Annotated in this window: 16 protein-coding genes; 12 read left to right on the top strand and 4 right to left on the bottom strand. The window is 68.2% G+C overall.

Annotation, left to right across the window (positions count from 1 at the left end; all coding sequences use genetic code 11):
* The first annotated feature begins 132 nt into the window (after positions 1-132).
* The 5 genes from ripA to AC5Y4H_RS05385 all read left to right on the top strand — a co-directional run bounded on the left by ripA (position 133) and on the right by AC5Y4H_RS05385 (position 5,611).
* A complete protein-coding gene (gene ripA, locus AC5Y4H_RS05405; RefSeq protein ID WP_499979235.1) occupies positions 133-1,581 on the top strand; it encodes an NlpC/P60 family peptidoglycan endopeptidase RipA in 1,449 nt (482 codons plus the stop codon).
* A gap of 25 nt (positions 1,582-1,606) precedes the next feature.
* The gene (ripB, locus tag AC5Y4H_RS05400; protein WP_499979558.1) at positions 1,607-2,341 is read left to right on the top strand and encodes an NlpC/P60 family peptidoglycan endopeptidase RipB; all 735 of its coding nucleotides are present in this window, start codon (positions 1,607-1,609) and stop codon (positions 2,339-2,341) included.
* A 170-nt stretch (positions 2,342-2,511) separates the two neighbouring features.
* Positions 2,512-3,642 (top strand): chaperone MoxR1, encoded by a 1,131-nt coding sequence (gene moxR1, locus AC5Y4H_RS05395; protein ID WP_499979234.1) that lies wholly within the window; start codon positions 2,512-2,514, stop codon positions 3,640-3,642.
* 53 nt (positions 3,643-3,695) lie between these two features.
* Positions 3,696-4,607: a DUF58 domain-containing protein gene (locus AC5Y4H_RS05390; RefSeq protein ID WP_499979556.1), complete on the top strand. Its 912-nt coding sequence runs from the start codon at positions 3,696-3,698 to the stop codon at positions 4,605-4,607.
* Positions 4,604-5,611 (top strand): VWA domain-containing protein, encoded by a 1,008-nt coding sequence (locus tag AC5Y4H_RS05385; protein WP_499979232.1) that lies wholly within the window; start codon positions 4,604-4,606, stop codon positions 5,609-5,611. The genes AC5Y4H_RS05390 and AC5Y4H_RS05385 overlap by 4 nt, the downstream gene beginning before the upstream one ends.
* Positions 5,612-5,635: 24 nt before the next feature.
* Here the strand turns inward: AC5Y4H_RS05385 and AC5Y4H_RS05380 are convergent, their stop codons facing one another.
* A complete protein-coding gene (locus AC5Y4H_RS05380) occupies positions 5,636-7,174 on the bottom strand; it encodes a hypothetical protein (protein ID WP_499979231.1) in 1,539 nt (512 codons plus the stop codon).
* Between the two features lie 97 nt (positions 7,175-7,271).
* Between AC5Y4H_RS05380 and fabG1 the strand changes: the two genes are divergently transcribed.
* The 3 genes from fabG1 to AC5Y4H_RS05365 are packed head-to-tail and all read left to right on the top strand — an operon-like array spanning position 7,272 to position 9,947.
* Entirely contained in the window at positions 7,272-8,039 is a 768-nt protein-coding gene (gene fabG1 / locus AC5Y4H_RS05375; RefSeq protein WP_499979229.1) for a 3-oxoacyl-ACP reductase FabG1, read from the top strand.
* A gap of 39 nt (positions 8,040-8,078) precedes the next feature.
* Positions 8,079-8,888 (top strand): NADH-dependent enoyl-ACP reductase InhA, encoded by an 810-nt coding sequence (inhA, locus tag AC5Y4H_RS05370; protein WP_499979228.1) that lies wholly within the window; start codon positions 8,079-8,081, stop codon positions 8,886-8,888.
* 6 nt (positions 8,889-8,894) lie between these two features.
* Complete coding sequence (locus AC5Y4H_RS05365) at positions 8,895-9,947, top strand: ferrochelatase (RefSeq protein WP_499979226.1); 1,053 nt, start codon at positions 8,895-8,897, stop codon at positions 9,945-9,947.
* A 9-nt stretch (positions 9,948-9,956) separates the two neighbouring features.
* Here the strand turns inward: AC5Y4H_RS05365 and AC5Y4H_RS05360 are convergent, their stop codons facing one another.
* Entirely contained in the window at positions 9,957-10,901 is a 945-nt protein-coding gene (locus tag AC5Y4H_RS05360; protein ID WP_499979225.1) for an Rv1486c family protein, read from the bottom strand.
* Positions 10,902-10,958: 57 nt separating this feature from the next.
* Between AC5Y4H_RS05360 and AC5Y4H_RS05355 the strand changes: the two genes are divergently transcribed.
* The 3 genes from AC5Y4H_RS05355 to AC5Y4H_RS05345 are packed head-to-tail and all read left to right on the top strand — an operon-like array spanning position 10,959 to position 12,940.
* Entirely contained in the window at positions 10,959-11,396 is a 438-nt protein-coding gene (locus AC5Y4H_RS05355; RefSeq protein WP_499979224.1) for an NfeD family protein, read from the top strand.
* Between the two features lie 44 nt (positions 11,397-11,440).
* Complete coding sequence (locus AC5Y4H_RS05350; RefSeq protein ID WP_499979222.1) at positions 11,441-12,574, top strand: SPFH domain-containing protein; 1,134 nt, start codon at positions 11,441-11,443, stop codon at positions 12,572-12,574.
* Positions 12,575-12,583: 9 nt separating this feature from the next.
* Positions 12,584-12,940 (top strand): DoxX family protein, encoded by a 357-nt coding sequence (locus AC5Y4H_RS05345; protein ID WP_499979220.1) that lies wholly within the window; start codon positions 12,584-12,586, stop codon positions 12,938-12,940.
* Here AC5Y4H_RS05345 and AC5Y4H_RS05340 read toward each other — a convergent pair.
* Positions 12,937-13,419, bottom strand: a complete 483-nt coding sequence (locus AC5Y4H_RS05340) for a nitroreductase family deazaflavin-dependent oxidoreductase (protein WP_499979219.1) — start codon at positions 13,417-13,419, stop codon at positions 12,937-12,939. The genes AC5Y4H_RS05345 and AC5Y4H_RS05340 overlap by 4 nt on opposite strands.
* A 33-nt stretch (positions 13,420-13,452) precedes the next feature.
* The gene (locus AC5Y4H_RS05335; RefSeq protein WP_499979218.1) at positions 13,453-14,220 is read right to left on the bottom strand and encodes a TVP38/TMEM64 family protein; all 768 of its coding nucleotides are present in this window, start codon (positions 14,218-14,220) and stop codon (positions 13,453-13,455) included.
* A gap of 179 nt (positions 14,221-14,399) precedes the next feature.
* Here AC5Y4H_RS05335 and mutA point away from each other — a divergent pair, with 179 nt between their 5' ends.
* The gene (mutA, locus tag AC5Y4H_RS05330; RefSeq protein WP_499979216.1) at positions 14,400-16,277 is read left to right on the top strand and encodes a methylmalonyl-CoA mutase small subunit; all 1,878 of its coding nucleotides are present in this window, start codon (positions 14,400-14,402) and stop codon (positions 16,275-16,277) included.

Raw genomic sequence — 16,277 nt, 5'->3', positions numbered from 1 at the left:
TTTTGGTGGGGCGTTTGCACGCCCACCCGTGTGACGTACGGTGCAAATGATGCTGGTGTTGTCTTTGGCGCCGTTCGGGGAATCTGTGGCTGGCGCCACCCGTCGTGTTGAGCCGTAGGAGACCTGAGTCGAATGAGACGCACACGCTGGGGGTCTTCTGCGCGACCGGCCGCGAGGCTGGTGCGGCCCGTCGTCCCTTCCGTGGTGAGCCTGGCCCTTCTGATAGCGACGCCCGGCCTTGCGGAGGCCGACCCCACCGCAGACAACCTGGCCGGACTCATCGCCGACGTCGCCAAAGCCAACCAGCGGCTGCAGAACCTGAGCGCCGAGATCCAGACCGAACAGGAAAGCGTCAACAAGGCCTTGGTCGACGTCGAGACCGCGCGGGACAACGCGGCCACCGCCCAGCACGACCTGGACACCAGCCAGCAGTCGGTCAAAGACGCCAACATCGCCATCGCCCGGGCGCAGCATCGCTTCGACACCTTCGCGGCGGCCACCTATATGAACGGTCCGTCGAACAGCTACCTGACGGCGAGCAGCCCCGACGACATCATCGCCACCGAAGCCGCCGCCAAAAACCTGACCACCAGCTCGCAGGCCGTGATGGCGAAGCTGCAGCAGGCCCGCACCGAACAGGTGAACAAGGAATCGGCGGCACGGCTGGCCAAGCAGAACGCCGACAAGGCCGCCGCCGACGCCAAGGCCAGCCAGGACGCCGCGGTGCAGGCGCTGTCCAACTCCAAGCAGAAGTTCGACCAGCAACGCGAAGACATCATTCGCCTTGCCGCCGAACGGGATCGGGCTCAGGTCAAGCTCGAAGCGGCCAAGCGCGAGGCCGCACGTCTGTGGTCCGCGGGCGCCGGCGGCCCCGGAGCGCCGGCGTCGGGTGACCGGTGGGAGACCGGATCGCCCGGCGCGCCGGCGCCGTCGTCCGGTGGCCGTCAGTGGGATGGCGCCTGGGACCCCACGCTGCCGATGATCCCGAGCGCCAACGTTCCCGGCGACCCGATCGCGGTGATCAACCAGGTACTCGGCATCTCGGCCACCTCGACCCAGGTCACCGCCGGCCTGGGCCGCAACTTCCTGCAGCAGATGGGCATCCTCAAGCCCGACGACACCGGCATCACCAACGCGGCACCCGGCGGGGTCGGGGGGCGCATTCCCCGGGTCTACGGCCGGCAGGCCACCGAATACGTGATCCGGCGCGGCATGTCGCAGATCGGCGTGCCCTACTCGTGGGGCGGCGGCAACGCGGCCGGCCCGAGTAAGGGCATCGACTCCGGTGCGGGCATCACCGGCTTCGACTGCTCGGGTCTGGTGCTCTATTCGTTCGCCGGGGTGGGCATCAAGCTGCCGCACTACTCGGGGTCGCAGTACAACCTCGGCCGCAAGATCCCGTCCTCGCAGATGCGTCGCGGTGACGTCATCTTCTACGGCCCGGGCGGCAGCCAGCACGTGACGATCTACCTCGGCGACGGCCAGATGCTCGAGGCTCCCGACATCGGGTTGAAGGTCCGCGTCGCGCCGGTGCGCACCAGTGGCATGACGCCCTACGTAATCCGGTACATCGAGTGGTGATCGAGTGAGTGCTGAACGGACAGGCATGCGCCGCAATCGGTTTCGTCTCATCAACCTCGCCTGGATCACCGCCCTGGTGACCGGGCTGTTGTTTTCTGTGGTCACGCCGGCGCCCCGTGCCGGGGCCGACCCCGGCGAATGGGACCCCACGCTGCCCGCCCAGATCAGTGCCGGCGCACCCGGCGACCCGCTCGCCGTCGCCAACGCCTCGCTACAGGCCACCGCCCAGGCCACCCAGACCACGATGGATCTGGGCAAGCAATTCTTGAGCGGGCTCGGGATCAACCTCGGCGGCGATCCTCCCGCCGCGGCGAGCTCTCCCGGAAACCCGGGCGGCAAGATTCCGCGGGCGAACGGCCGCCAGGCCATCGAATACGTCATTCGCCGGATGGGCTCCCAGATGGGAGTGCCGTATTCCTGGGGCGGTGGTTCGCTCGACGGCCCGAGCAAGGGCGTCGGCGACGGCGCCAACATCACCGGCTTCGACTGCTCGGGCCTGATGCGGTACGGGTTCGCCGGCGTCGGCGTGCTGATCCCGCGGTTCTCCGGTGACCAGTACAACGCCGGGCGCCACATCCCGCCGGATCAGGCCAGGCGCGGCGACCTGATCTTCTACGGCCCGAACGGCAGCCAGCACGTCACCATGTACCTGGGCAACGGTCAGATGCTGGAGGCATCGGGTAGCGCCGCGAAGGTCACGGTCAGCCCGGTCCGTAAGCCCGGCATGACCCCGTTCCTGACCAGGATCATCGAGTACTGAACCCGCGGGTGTTTGGGCGGGCGGGTCGCCGGGCCGGTGCACCAGCGTCGACGGAATTCGGTGGGCCTGGAATAGTTGGACGCGGGCGCGTCGCTGCCCCACGACATCCGTCGTGCCAGCAGTTGTGTCCGATTGAGCTTTGTCGGTTGAGCGGTGGAAGGTAGCAGTTCATGACAGCAGCAGGTGGGCCGCCGCCAGGCGCCAGCGGTTACTCGGGCCCGGGCGGGCAATCCGGCCCGGCTCACGAAGCGCCGGCAGGCGGCGGCAATGGGCTGGCCGCCGAGGTGCAGACCCTGGAGCGGGCCATCTTCGAGGTCAAACGCATCATCGTCGGCCAGGACCAGCTCGTGGAGCGCATGCTGGTGGGCCTGCTGTCCAAGGGCCACGTGCTGCTCGAGGGTGTCCCCGGCGTCGCCAAGACGCTGGCCGTCGAGACCTTCGCCAAGGTGGTCGGCGGGACGTTCGCGCGCATCCAGTTCACCCCCGACCTGGTGCCCACCGACATCATCGGTACCCGCATCTACCGCCAGGGCAAGGAGGAGTTCGACACCGAGCTCGGCCCGGTGGTCGTCAACTTCCTGCTCGCCGACGAGATCAACCGCGCCCCCGCCAAGGTGCAGTCGGCGCTGCTGGAGGTCATGCAGGAGCGCAAGGTCTCGATCGGCGGCAAGAGCTATTCGCTCCCCAACCCGTTCCTAGTCATGGCGACGCAGAACCCGATCGAGCACGAGGGTGTGTACCCCCTGCCCGAAGCCCAGCGCGACCGTTTTCTGTTCAAGATCAACGTCGGCTACCCGTCGCCGGAGGAGGAGCGGGAGATCATCTACCGGATGGGCGTGCGCCCGCCGGAGCCCAAGCAGATCCTGAACACCGGCGACCTGCTGCGGCTGCAGGACATCGCGGCCAACGTCTTCGTCCACCACGCGCTGGTGGACTACGTCGTGCGCGTGGTGACCGCCACCCGCCACCCCGAGCAGCTCGGCATGAACGACGTCAAGACCTGGATCTCGTTCGGTGCGTCGCCGCGCGCCTCGCTGGGCATCATCGCCGGGGCCCGTTCCCTGGCGCTGGTCCGCGGTCGCGACTATGTGATCCCGCAAGACGTCGTGGACGTCATTCCCGACGTGCTGCGCCACCGGCTGGTGCTCACCTACGACGCGTTGGCCGACGAGATCTCGCCGGAGATCGTCATCAACCGGGTGCTGCAGACGGTGGCCCTGCCTCAGGTGAACGCCGTTCCGCAGCAAGGTCATTCGGTGCCCCCGGTGATGCAACCAGCCGGCGCGGCCAGCGGTCGGTGACCGACGCTAGATCCGCCGCGGGCGGGACCGCGGCGGCTGCCCATCCGCCGTCGATGCAGCGGGGTCAGATCGTTGACCCGAAGCTGGCGGCGGCGCTGCGCACCCTCGAGCTCACCGTCAAACGCAAGCTCGACGGTGTGTTGCACGGCGATCACCTCGGCCTGATCCCGGGTCCGGGCTCCGAGCCGGGGGAGTCGCGCGAGTACCAGCCCGGCGACGACGTCCGGCGCATGGACTGGGCCGTCACCGCGCGGACGATGCACCCGCACGTGCGGCAGATGATCGCCGACCGCGAGCTGGAAACCTGGCTGGTGGTCGACATGTCGGCCAGCCTGGACTTCGGTACCACCGTGTGCGAGAAGCGGGACCTGGCCGTCGCGGCCGCGGCGGCGATCACCTTCCTCAACAGCGGGGGCGGAAATCGGCTCGGCGCGATCGTGTCCACCGGCGCGAACATCACCCGGGTGCCCGCCCGATCCGGGCGCCAGCACGAGCAGACGCTGCTGCGCACCATCGCCACCACGCCGCGCGCTCCCGTCGGAGTGCGGGGCGATCTGGCAACGGCGATCGACGCGTTGCGCCGCCCGGAACGCCGCCGCGGCATGGCGGTGATCATCAGCGACTTCCTGGGGCCGATCAACTGGATGCGGCCGCTGCGCGCCGTCGCGGCCAGGCACGAGGTGCTGGCCGTCGAGGTGCTCGACCCCCGTGACGTCGAGCTGCCCGACATCGGCGACGTGGTGCTGCAGGACGCGGAGTCCGGCGTCACCCGCGAATTCACCATCGACGCCCAGCTGCGCGACGATTTCGCCAAGGCCGCCGCAGCGCACCGCGCCGATGTGGCGCGCACCATCCGCAGCTGCGGGGCCCCGATACTGACACTGCGCACCGACCGCGACTGGATCGCCGACATCGTGCGGTTCGTCGAATCCCGCCGGCGCGGCGCATTGGCAGGGCGGCAGTGACACTGCCGTTACTCGGCCCAATATCGTTGTCGGGCTTTGCACATTCGTGGTTCTTCCTGTTCCTGCTCGTCGTGTTCGGGCTGGCCGCGCTCTACATCCTGATGCAGCTGGCGAGGCAACGGCGCATGCTGCGGTTCGCCAACATGGAGCTGCTGGAAAGCGTCGCCCCCAAAAGGCCGCCCAAGTGGCGGCACCTGCCGGCGATTCTGCTCATCGCGTCGCTGGTGCTGTTCACCATCGCGATGGCGGGTCCGACGAACGACGTCCGGATTCCCCGCAACCGTGCGGTGGTGATGCTCGTCATCGACGTCTCGCAGTCCATGCGCGCCACCGACGTCGAGCCCAACCGGATGGCGGCCGCACAGGAGGCCGCAAAGCAATTCGCCGACGAACTGACCCCCGGCATCAACCTCGGGCTGATCGCGTACGCGGGGACCGCGACGGTGTTGGTGTCGCCGACCACCAATCGGGAATCGACGAAGACGGCGCTGGACAAGCTCCAGTTCGCCGACCGCACCGCCACCGGGGAGGGCATCTTCACCGCGCTGCAGGCAATCGCGACGGTGGGAGCGGTGATCGGCGGTGGCGACAAACCGCCTCCGGCACGCATCGTGTTGTTCTCGGACGGCAAGGAGACGATGCCGACCAACCCGGACAACCCGAAGGGCGCCTTCACCGCCGCGCGCACCGCCAAAGACCAGGGCGTGCCGATCTCGACCATCTCGTTCGGCACCCCGTACGGCTTCGTCGAGATCAATGACCAGCGCCAGCCGGTGCCCGTCGACGACGAGACGCTGAAGAAGGTCGCCCAGCTTTCGGGTGGGAATGCCTACAGCGCAGGGTCATTGCAGGAACTGAAATCCGTGTACGCGACGCTACAGCAGCAGATCGGCTACGAGACCATCAAGGGCGATGCCAGCGTCGGCTGGGTGCGGCTCGGCGCATTGGTGTTGGCGCTGGCGGCGCTGGCGGCGCTGCTGATCAACCGGCGTCTGCCGACCTGACGCTGCGTCCCCCGGAGGCCACTCTCAGCCGGCGGCGATGACCTCTGAGGGCGGATAGGACGCCGGAATCGGATTGAGATTCGGCACCACCGGAGTCCCCGGTGACACCGGGTCGACGCGGCTGAGGACGAAGCGCGCGCCGCCGGTCAGCTCCTGCGGCGTGCACATGAACCGCGGGGTTGCCCGGAGCCGCCAGCGATCTTGCGCCAAGCAGGCGCGGTGTCCGTCCCGCGTGGTGGCGACGAGGAGGGCGAGCGCGTCGGCCCACGATTCGTCGGTGCGGGTCTCCAGCACAATCGGCTTACCGCGGGCGTGCGCGGCCAGGTAGTCGAGTGCCGTGGGCACGCCACTCAGCTCGTCGCGGTCCCTGCGCAGACCCGGTGTCGTGAGCGCGAGGGCTACCGCCACCGCCAGGCTCAATCCGGCCGCGGTAACCGGAAGTCGGCCTAGCCAGGGTTGGTGCCGCAGGGTCAGCACAACCATCGACGAGCCGAGCATGAGCAATGCCGCCGGCAGCGCGGAAAAGAAGGTGCCGATGTAAGCCGCAAAGAGTTGATCCACCCCATACCAGGAGTAGAGGCCGACCAACACGGTGGCGACGCCGGTGACCAATAACAGGCGACCCGAGAAGTCGCGCGACGCGCTGCCCGCCGAGTCCGGCAGGGCGCGGATCAGCGCGAAATTCCCGCAGAACAGGACGAGCAACACCAGCGAGCCCAGCAAGGTCGTCGGGCCCCAGAACTGGATGAGGAACCGCGCTGCATCGATTGCAGAATTCGGCGCGCGGTGGCCATAGGCGAAGTATTTTGGGATCTCTCCCGGCCAGTGAAGGACTTCATTCAGCACAATCGGCAACAGGAATAACGCCAGCGCGCTGGCAGCGACCAGCAGGTCGCGGCGGTGCGCAAGCAGCCTGCGCCGCTGCGGAATCAATGCGACCAGTGCGAGCAGCGGCACCAGAACCAGAAACTCGGCGTGCCCGTGTACCAGCAGGCCGCCGGCGAGCACCATGACCCAAAGGTGGCGCAGCCGTCCGGCCGCAACCGAGGCGACCGCGAACAGGAGCAGCAGGAACGGCGCGAAACAGGCGTAGGGAATCCAGGTCGAGCAGACGAGCTGCTTGTGCAGTGCGACGAAGATCAGCAAGACGCCGGCAGCGGTCAACACCGCGGGTAACGAGCCCATCCATCCGTAGAGGGTCACCAGCGCGAGCGCGAGTAGGGCGGCATTGAGGGCCATGATCGCAATCACCTGCCCGTTGTAGGCCGCCGGAACTAGGTGCGTGACGTCGTGCAACAGCCATTCGCCGGCGGCCTGAACGTAGAAGAACGCCGGACCCGGATGGTGAAAGCCGACCCGCGAGTAGTGGCCGGTCAGCAACGCGAAGTGCTTCGCCTCGAGGGTGAGCATCGAGTTGGAGGCGGGGTCGCCCGCTTCGAAGATGGCGCGAGTGAACAAATCGCTGTTGCGCAGCAACAGCAGGATTAGCAGGCCGCCAGCACACGCGGCAAAGAGCTTCGCGGCTTGGGCGGTGGACGGAGAACGGGTCGACTGGTCGGCCATGTACCTGCGATCCTACGGGGACGTTGTGCCGCCCTCGGCGATGCGGTCGGACTGAGCCGATTGCAGCCGGGGACGGCCAAGGCGATAAGTTGGCCGGGTGACTGACATCGCCACCGAGCAAGCCACCGAACCCGCCGCCAACGGCGGCAAGCCGCCATTCGTATCCCGTTCAGTCCTGGTCACCGGCGGAAACCGCGGGATCGGGCTGGCGATCGCGCAGCGGCTGGCCGCCGACGGCCACAAGGTGGCTATTACGCACCGGGGTTCCGGAGCGCCGGAGGGACTGTTCGGCGTCGAGTGTGACGTCACCGACAACGACGCCGTCGATCGCGCCTTCAAAGAGGTGGAGGAACACCAGGGTTCGGTGGAGGTGCTGGTGTCCAACGCCGGGGTCTCCGCCGACGCCTTCTTGATTCGGATGACGGAGGAGAGGTTTGAGAAGGTCATCAACGCCAACCTCACCGGGGCGTTCCGGGTCGCCCAGCGCGCCTCGCGCAGCATGCAGAAGAAGCGGTTCGGCCGAATGATCTTCGTGGGCTCGGTCTCCGGCAGCTGGGGCATCGGCAACCAGTCCAACTATGCCGCGTCCAAAGCCGGTCTCATCGGCATGGCCCGCTCGATCTCCCGGGAACTGTCCAAGGCCGGGGTGACCGCGAATGTGGTGGCCCCCGGCTACATCGACACCGAGATGACCCGCGCGCTGGACGAGCGGATTCAGGCCGGGGCCCTGGAGTTCATCCCCGCGAAGCGGGTCGGCACGGCCGCGGAGGTCGCCGGGGTGGTCAGCTTTCTGGCGTCGGAGGACGCGAGCTACATCGCCGGCGCGGTCATCCCGGTCGACGGCGGCATGGGCATGGGCCACTGAGTTGACCACCCAATCTTCAAACCAGAGCTAAGGACGGACATGGCAGGACTGCTCGACGGCAAACGAATTCTGATCTCCGGAATCATCACCGATTCGTCGATTGCCTTTCACATCGCCAAGGCTGCCCAGGAGGCGGGTGCGCAGTTGGTGCTGACCGGGTTCGACCGGTTGCGCCTGATTCAGCGCATCGCCGACCGGCTGCCGGAGAAGGCGCCGCTGATCGAACTCGACGTGCAAAACGAGGAGCACCTGAACTCGCTCGCCGAGCGGATATCGGCCGAGATCGGCGAGGGCAACAAACTCGACGGTGTGGTGCACTCGATCGGTTTCATGCCGCAGACGGGGATGGGCATCAACCCGTTCTTTGACGCGCCGTATGAGGATGTCTCCAAAGGCATTCACATCTCGGCGTATTCGTACGCCTCGCTGGCCAAGGCGACGCTGCCGATCATGAACGCCGGCGGCTCGATCGTGGGTATGGACTTCGATCCCAGCCGGGCGATGCCGGCCTACAACTGGATGACGGTGGCCAAGAGTGCGCTGGAATCGGTCAACCGGTTCGTGGCGCGCGAGGCGGGCAAGTTCGGTGTGCGCTCCAATCTTGTTGCCGCGGGCCCCATCCGGACGCTGGCCATGAGCGCCATCGTCGGCGGTGCGCTCGGCGAAGAGGCCGGCGCGCAGATGCAGCTGCTCGAGGAGGGCTGGGACCAGCGCGCCCCCATCGGCTGGAACATGAAGGACCCGACGCCGGTCGCCAAGACGGTCTGCGCGTTGCTCTCGGACTGGCTGCCCGCGACGACCGGGACCATCATCTACGCCGACGGCGGCGCAAGCACCCAATTATTGTAAACAGCAATGGAATTCGACGCCGTCCTGCTGCTGTCCTTCGGTGGGCCGGAGGGCCCTGAGCAGGTTCGGCCGTTCCTGGAGAACGTGACCCGGGGCCGCAACGTGCCACCGGAACGTCTCGACCACGTCGCCGAGCACTACCTGCATTTCGGCGGCGTGTCGCCGATCAACCGGATCAACCTGGCGCTGATCGAGCAATTGCGCGCCGAGCTCGAGGCCCGTGGCCTGGACCTGCCGGTCTACTTCGGCAATCGCAACTGGGAGCCCTACGTCGAAGACACCGTCGCGACGATGCGGGACAACGGAATTCGTCGGGCCGCGGTATTCACCACCTCGGCGTGGAGCGGATATTCCAGCTGCACGCAGTACGTCGAAGACATCGCCCGGGCGCGCGATGCGGCTGGGCCTGATGCGCCCGAATTGGTCAAGCTGCGGCCCTATTTCGACCATCCCCGGTTCGTGCATATCTTCGCCGACACCATCGGGGCGGCCTCGGGCGCCCTGACCGCGGCGCAACAGGCCGGCGCACGCTTGGTGTTCACCGCGCATTCCATCCCGGTGGCCGCCGACGACCGCCTGGGCCCGCGGCTGTACAGCCGCCAAGTCGCCTATGCCGCAAGCCTTGTGGCGGCCGCAGCCGGATATCGCGAATACGACCTGGCGTGGCAGTCCCGGTCAGGGCCACCCCAGGTTCCGTGGCTTGAGCCCGACGTCGCCGACCACGTGGCCGCCTTGGCGCAGGCCGGGACCAAGGCCGTCATCGTCTGCCCGATCGGATTTGTGGCCGACCACATCGAGGTGGTGTGGGACCTCGACAACGAGTTGTCGGCCCGGGCGGAGGCGGTGGGCGTGACGATGGTGCGGGCTTCGACGCCCAACGCCCACCCGCGTTTTGCGCAACTGGCCGCGGACCTGATCGACGAACTGCGCTACGGCCGGACGCCCGAGAGGGTAACCGGACCAGACCCGGTGCCGGGTTGCCTGGCCAGCGCCAACGGTGCCCCGTGCCGCCCGCCGCACTGCGCGGCCGGCACGAGCCCGCTACCCGGCCGGCGCTAGCCCTCGAGATCAGTCGCCCCAGGCCGAATGCAGGATCGCGGTCACGGCCGCCATCCGCGCCGAACGCACCACGGCGGTCAGCGGTCGCAGCGCATCGCCGGCGATGCGGGCCTCGGATGAGGATTGCGTTCCCAACGGTTCCAGGCCGGCGGCGACGGGCGCGGTGAAACGGTCCGCCGAGTCCGATCGACTCAGCCCCGCGCTGACCGCGATGATGGCGTCGACGTGGGCGGCGTTCTCGAGCACCCGTAGCGCGCGCGTCGGCGCGTGGTCCGGAATGCGATGTTGCCGTGCGGATTCCAGTAGTTGCTCGACCAGTCCGCGCGGGTCGTCGACGTCAGAGGCCGCGGCTCCCAGTCCGATGGCGCCCAAGGCGTCGGCGGCCGAGCGCACGGCCGAACGCAGCGTGTATTCGGCGTCGCCGAGTTCATAGTGGTCCAGCACCGGTGCGCCGGGCAGCGAGTAGACGGTCCACGTCAGCGCGCACAATTCCGCCAGCCGCGTCTCGTAGTCCTCGGGCGCGTCTTCGTCGTCTTCGTAGGAGAATTCGGGCACCAGGCCCACGGCGGTGCCGGGGTTGCGGGGATTGGCGATGATGACCGCCTCGCCGGCGGCCAAAGCGTCCCGTTCGAACTGCGTTCCCGGGGCCAGGCCGCGCACATCGCCGGGCACCGGCAAAACCACGTTGATCGTCCCGCGCATCAAGCCGGCGCCGCCGCACGAGGGCGTCGGTCGCCCGATCGCGGCGCGCAATGTCTGCAGTAGCGTGACCGTCCCGGCGTCGTTCACGTCGGGCCAGGGCAGGCCGGTGTGGCCCGCAGCGACGGCATCATACGCGGTCACCGATTGCTTTGGCGCCCAAACGGATAACGCGTCCAAGACGTCGTCGGGCGCGGCCTTTCCGGCGAGCCAGGCATTGGCCCACAGGGACAGCGAAACACTGGGACACCACACGATCACGCAGTGTAGTTGTTTTGCCCGGCAAAGGCCGATCACGCGTATTCTTGCCGCATGCACGCCGCGGTGCTTTGGCTAATATTCGCGCTGGTGCTGGCCGGTGCGGAGGCGCTCACCGGCCATTTATTTCTGGTGATGCTCGGAGGGGGCGCACTGGCCGCCGCGCTGACCAGTTGGGTGACCGATTTTCCGGTGTGGGCGAACGGGGCGGTGTTCCTCGTCGTGTCTGTGCTGCTGCTGGTGCTCGTTCGCCCGCCGTTGAAACGGCGGCTGATGCCGGCGCAGGCGCCGCGCTTGGGAATCGAGGCCCTGCAGGGCAAAACCGCGCTGGTGCTCGAACGGGTGGCGCGCGACGCGGGCCAGGTCAAACTCGACGGCCAGGTGTGGTCCGCGCGGCCCCTCAACGAGGGCGACGTCTACGAGCCGGGCGAGCCGGTCACCGTCATGCAGATCGACGGCGCCACAGCGCTGGTCTTCAAAAGCAGTCTGTAGCGGCGAGACGAAGCTGCCAAGGACTGATAACGAAAGGAAGTCCGATGCAAGGAGCGGTTGCTGGTTTGGTGCTGCTGGCCGTCTTGGTGATCTTCGCGATCGTCGTGGTGGCCAAGTCCGTGGCACTGATACCTCAGGCAGAGGCGGCGGTGATCGAACGGCTGGGACGGTACAGCCGCACGGTCAGCGGGCAACTGACGCTGTTGGTGCCGTTCATCGATCGGGTTCGCGCGCGGGTGGATCTGCGTGAGCGGGTGGTGTCGTTCCCGCCGCAGCCGGTGATCACCGAGGACAACTTGACCCTCAACATCGACACAGTGGTGTACTTCCAGGTCACCGTCCCCCAGGCGGCCGTCTACGAGATCAGCAACTACATCGTCGGCGTCGAGCAGCTCACCACCACCACGCTGCGCAACGTCGTCGGCGGCATGACGCTCGAGCAGACGCTGACCTCCCGCGATCAGATCAACGGGCAACTGCGCGGCGTGCTCGACGAGGCGACCGGCCGGTGGGGGCTGCGGGTCGCCCGCGTGGAGTTGCGCAGCATCGACCCGCCCCCGTCGATTCAGGCGTCGATGGAAAAGCAGATGAAGGCCGACCGCGAGAAGCGCGCGATGATCCTGACGGCGGAAGGCATGCGCGAGGCGGCGATCAAGGAGGCCGAGGGCAACAAGCAGGCACAGATCCTGGCCGCCGAGGGCGCGAAGCAGGCCGCGATCCTGGCCGCGGAGGCCGACCGGCAGTCCCGGATGCTGCGCGCGCAGGGTGAACGCGCCGCGGCGTACCTGCAGGCGCAGGGCCAGGCCAAGGCGATCGAGAAGACGTTCGCCGCGATCAAGGCCGGCCGGCCCACCCCCGAAATGCTCGCCTACCAGTATCTGCAGACGTTGCCGGAGATGGCGCGCGGCGACGCCAACAAGGTGTGGGTGGTGCCCAGCGACTTCAACGCGGCGTTGCAGGGATTCACCAAGCTGCTGGGAACCCCGGGCCAGGATGGCGTGTTCCGATTTCAGCCATCGCCCGTCGAGGACGCCCCGAAGCACAGCGCCGACGACGACGCCGACGTCGCCGACTGGTTCTCCACCGAAACGGACCCCGCGATCGCCCAGGCCGTGGCCAAGGCAGAGGCGATCGCCCGCCAGCCGGCGGATGGCTCGGCGGGCGAGCTCACTCCCTAGGATTGCGGGATGAGTGTGTTGAGTTCCCGGAAGACCTACACGGCGCTCGGCGTGTTCCACGCGGTCGACGCGGTGGCGTGCGGCGTCCAGGTGGCCCCCATCAAAAAGGTCCTGGACGATGTGGGCCTCCCGGAGAACGTCCGGCCCGTGCTGCCGGCGGTCAAAGCGGCCGCCGCGGTCGGATTGCTGTCGGTCAACCGTTTTCCCGCTCTGGCGCGCCTGACGACCGCGATGCTGACGTTGTATTTCGTGCTGGCCGTCGGCGCGCACGTCCGGGTGCGCGACAAGGTCGTCAACGGCCTTCCGGCCGCAATGTTCCTGGCGCTGGTCGCCGCGATGACGATCAAGGGGCCGGACCAGAACTAATCCAGGCGCAACTCGACCAGCGGCAGCGGGGTGTCTGTGTCGGTGATCGGGACGCCGAGCGTGTCTTCGAGCACCGGGCGCATCCGCTCCCACGCCTTTGCGTGGCGGGCCCGGTAGGCGGCCAGCGTGCGATCGGCCTCGGGGGTGGTCAGCACTCGGGCGGTGGCGGTTCTGGGCGCGTGGCTGCCGGCGAAGACGCGCACACGGGGATTGGCTTCGATGTTGCGGAACCACTGGGCTTTTCGGCCGAAGCCGGAGGCGACGACGTAGACGTCGGGCATTGAGTGGTCGACGACCTCCAGCGCCGCGTACCGCGGCATGCCCGACTTGCGGCCGGTGTGCTCGAGCAGCAGGATGCGGGAACCGAACAGGGCGCCCGCCCGGGCTTTGTAGATCCAGATCGGTGCGCGCATGAGGCGGCGCGATCGCAGCAGCCGTCCGGCGACCTTGGTGGGAAGCGACGATCGATCTCGTGACACGTTCCCATCCTGCACGCAGGGCTGAGGCGGCGATCAGCCGATGGTGGCCGGCTCGGGGGAGCGGTCGTCGTCGACGGAGCGGTGCGCCCGGCGATGGTGCCTACGGAAGTGCCGGATCTCGATGACCAGACCCGTAAGACCCAGGGCGCTCGTGATCGCCGAGACCAGATACAGCAGCGCGCTGATGTGGCCGGCCAGCGCGTCGCCGAGAACCACCACGGCGGTGGTGCCGGGCAGCAACCCGACCAGGGTCGCCACCGCGTAGGGCAGCACCCGCACGCTCGACGCGCCTGCGGCGTAGTTCAGCGCCGAGAACGGCACCGCGGGTATCAGCCGCAGCGACAAGATGGCCAGCCAGCCTCGTTGTCGCAGGCGCTGTTCCACGGTGTCGATCGACCGGTGGCGCACCAGCCGATTCAGCCGCCAACCGAGTGCGCGCACCAGCAGCATCGCGATCATCGCGCTCACGGTGCTGGCGACCACCGCGATCGCGACGCCCAGCAGTGGGCCGAACAGCAGTCCGGCCGCCAGGGTGAACGCCGTGCGCGGGATGGGCACCACCGTCACGACGATGTGGGCGAGCAAGAACGCCAGTGGAAACCACGGGCCGAGGGACTGCGCCCAGTCACGCATCTGCACGGGCGAGGGGAGCGGCAGCCACGACGCCAGCACCACCAGCGCTGTGATGCCCGCCACTGTCCAGGCGATCCGCGACCGGGACACGCCTCGCGCGGCGACGCCGATGGCGCAGCCGAGATCGTGGAGCGTCTCGGCGATTTTGCTGGTGGCGGAACCCGTCACGGCTTCCTAGGGTACGGGCCGCAGATGAATAAGCCGTTTCCCGAGGGTGGTGTTTCACCGGAAATCGGGCCGCTCGCCGCACCTGGCGGTTTTTTGCGACGAGCGGTCATCAATTAGCCTCAGTAGCTAAGTGGTATCCCCAGAGTTGTAGCCCAAGTGCTGGGAAAAGGGAGCAATCGGTGTCCATTGATGTACCCGAGCTCGCCGACCTAGAACAGGTTCGCGGGCGTTGGCGCAGTGCGGTCGCCGGTGTGCTGGCCAAAAGCACCCGGAAGGACCCCGAGCAATTAGGGGACGCGCCCGAGCGGCTGCTGGAAACCCCGACCTATGACGGCGTCGCGATCCGCGCGCTCTACACCGCCCTGGACGAACTGTCGGAACCGCCGCTGCCGGGCGAGTGGCCCTTTGTGCGCGGTGGCGACGCGTTGCGGGACGTCAAGACCGGCTGGAAGGTCGCCGAGGCCGTCCCAGCTACCCCGGTGCCCGGCGTCGCGGCCAAGGACGTGAACTCCGCGGTGCTGGACGCACTCGGCAACGGGGCCGGCGCCCTGGTCCTGCGGATCGGGGAATCGGGCGTGGCGGCCGACCAGCTGGGGGAAGCGCTCGAGGGTGTCTATCTGAGCATGGCGCCGCTGATCCTCGAGGCCGGGGCCGATTACCCGGCGGCCAGCGACGTGGCGCTAGCGCTGGCGGACGGGGTGGAACCCGAGCAGCGCGCCACCCTGTCGATCGACCTGGGCGGCGACCCGCTGAGCGCGGCGCTGAGTGATCGGCCCGCCCCGAACATCGACGACGTGATCGCCGTGGCCAGGCGGGCCGCCGGTCACACCGGTGTGCGCGCGATCACCGTCGACGGGCCCGCGTTCCACAACCTCGGTGCCAACGCGACGTGGGAGCTCGCCGCCGGTGTCGCGGCCGCGGTGAATTATCTGCGGGTGCTGACCGAGGCGGGGTTGTCGATCGGCGAGGCGATGCGGCAGATCAGCTTCCGGTTCGCCGCGGACGACGACCAGTTCATGACGATCGCCAAGTTCCGCGCCGCGCGCCATCTTTGGGCGCGGGTCGCCGAGGTGGTCGGCGAGCCGGATGCCGGCGCGGCCGTGGTGCACGCCGAGACGTCGCTGCCGATGATGACCCAGCGCGACCCGTGGGTGAACATGCTGCGCTGCACCCTGGCCGCCTTCGGTGCCGGCGTCGGCGGCGCCGACTCGTTGCTGGTATTCCCGTTCGACGTGGCGATCGACGGCGGATTCCCAGGCATAGCAACGAGTTTCGCCCGTCGCATCGCGCGCAACACGCAACTGTTGCTGCTCGAAGAGTCACACGTGGGTCGCGTGTTGGACCCGGCCGGTGGCTCGTGGTTCGTGGAGGACCTCACCCTGCGCCTGGCCGAGCAGGCCTGGGCGCATTTCCAGGCCATCGAGTCGCACGGCGGATTCACGAAAGCCCGCGACTTCATCGCCGGCCAGATCGCCGAGGTGGCCGCCCGCCGCAGCGACGACATCGCGCACCGCAGGACCGCCGTCACCGGTGTCAACGAGTTCCCCGACCTCGCCGAAGCGCCTCTGCCGCAGAGCGACTCGACGTATTCGCCGCTCGCGGCCGGAAACCTGGTGCGTTACGCCGCGGAATTCGAGGCGCTGCGGGACCGGTCGGATGCGTACCTGCACCGCATCGGATCCCGGCCCCAGGTTCTGTTGCTGCCGTTGGGCCCGCTGGCCGAGAACAACATCCGCGCGACGTTCGCCTCGAACCTGTTGGCTTCCGGTGGCATCGAGGCGATCAACCCGGGAACGGTCGACGTCGACGGTGTGGCGTCAGCGGTGGTGGCCGCGGGATCGCCGGCGGCAGCAGTCATCTGCGGCACCGACAAGCGCTACCAGGACGAGGCGTCCGGCGTCGTGCAGGCGGCGCGCGGCGCGGGGATTGCGCGCGTCTATCTGGCCGGGCCCGAAAAAGCCGTGGCCGACGCCGAGCACCAACCGGACCACTTCCTGACCGCGAAGATCAACGCGGTTGAAGCTCTGTCGGATCTCCTCACCAGGCTGGGGGCGTAG

Source organism: Mycobacterium sp. NGS58 (assembly GCF_059812385.1).
The sequence above is the reverse complement of the archived record's forward strand: the minus strand, read 5'-3'. Positions and strand labels throughout refer to the sequence as shown.

What these genes read in the sequence shown, in the direction of transcription:
- ripA (WP_499979235.1), top strand. Translation starts at nt 133, where the DNA reads ATGAGACGCACACGCTGGGGGTCTTCTGCGCGACCGGCCGCGAGGCTG.
- ripB (WP_499979558.1), top strand. Translation starts at nt 1,607, where the DNA reads ATGCGCCGCAATCGGTTTCGTCTCATCAACCTCGCCTGGATCACCGCC.
- moxR1 (WP_499979234.1), top strand. Translation starts at nt 2,512, where the DNA reads ATGACAGCAGCAGGTGGGCCGCCGCCAGGCGCCAGCGGTTACTCGGGC.
- AC5Y4H_RS05390 (WP_499979556.1), top strand. Translation starts at nt 3,696, where the DNA reads ATGCAGCGGGGTCAGATCGTTGACCCGAAGCTGGCGGCGGCGCTGCGC.
- AC5Y4H_RS05380 (WP_499979231.1), bottom strand. Translation starts at nt 7,174, where the DNA reads ATGGCCGACCAGTCGACCCGTTCTCCGTCCACCGCCCAAGCCGCGAAG.
- inhA (WP_499979228.1), top strand. Translation starts at nt 8,079, where the DNA reads ATGGCAGGACTGCTCGACGGCAAACGAATTCTGATCTCCGGAATCATC.
- AC5Y4H_RS05365 (WP_499979226.1), top strand. Translation starts at nt 8,895, where the DNA reads ATGGAATTCGACGCCGTCCTGCTGCTGTCCTTCGGTGGGCCGGAGGGC.
- AC5Y4H_RS05355 (WP_499979224.1), top strand. Translation starts at nt 10,959, where the DNA reads ATGCACGCCGCGGTGCTTTGGCTAATATTCGCGCTGGTGCTGGCCGGT.
- AC5Y4H_RS05350 (WP_499979222.1), top strand. Translation starts at nt 11,441, where the DNA reads ATGCAAGGAGCGGTTGCTGGTTTGGTGCTGCTGGCCGTCTTGGTGATC.
- AC5Y4H_RS05345 (WP_499979220.1), top strand. Translation starts at nt 12,584, where the DNA reads ATGAGTGTGTTGAGTTCCCGGAAGACCTACACGGCGCTCGGCGTGTTC.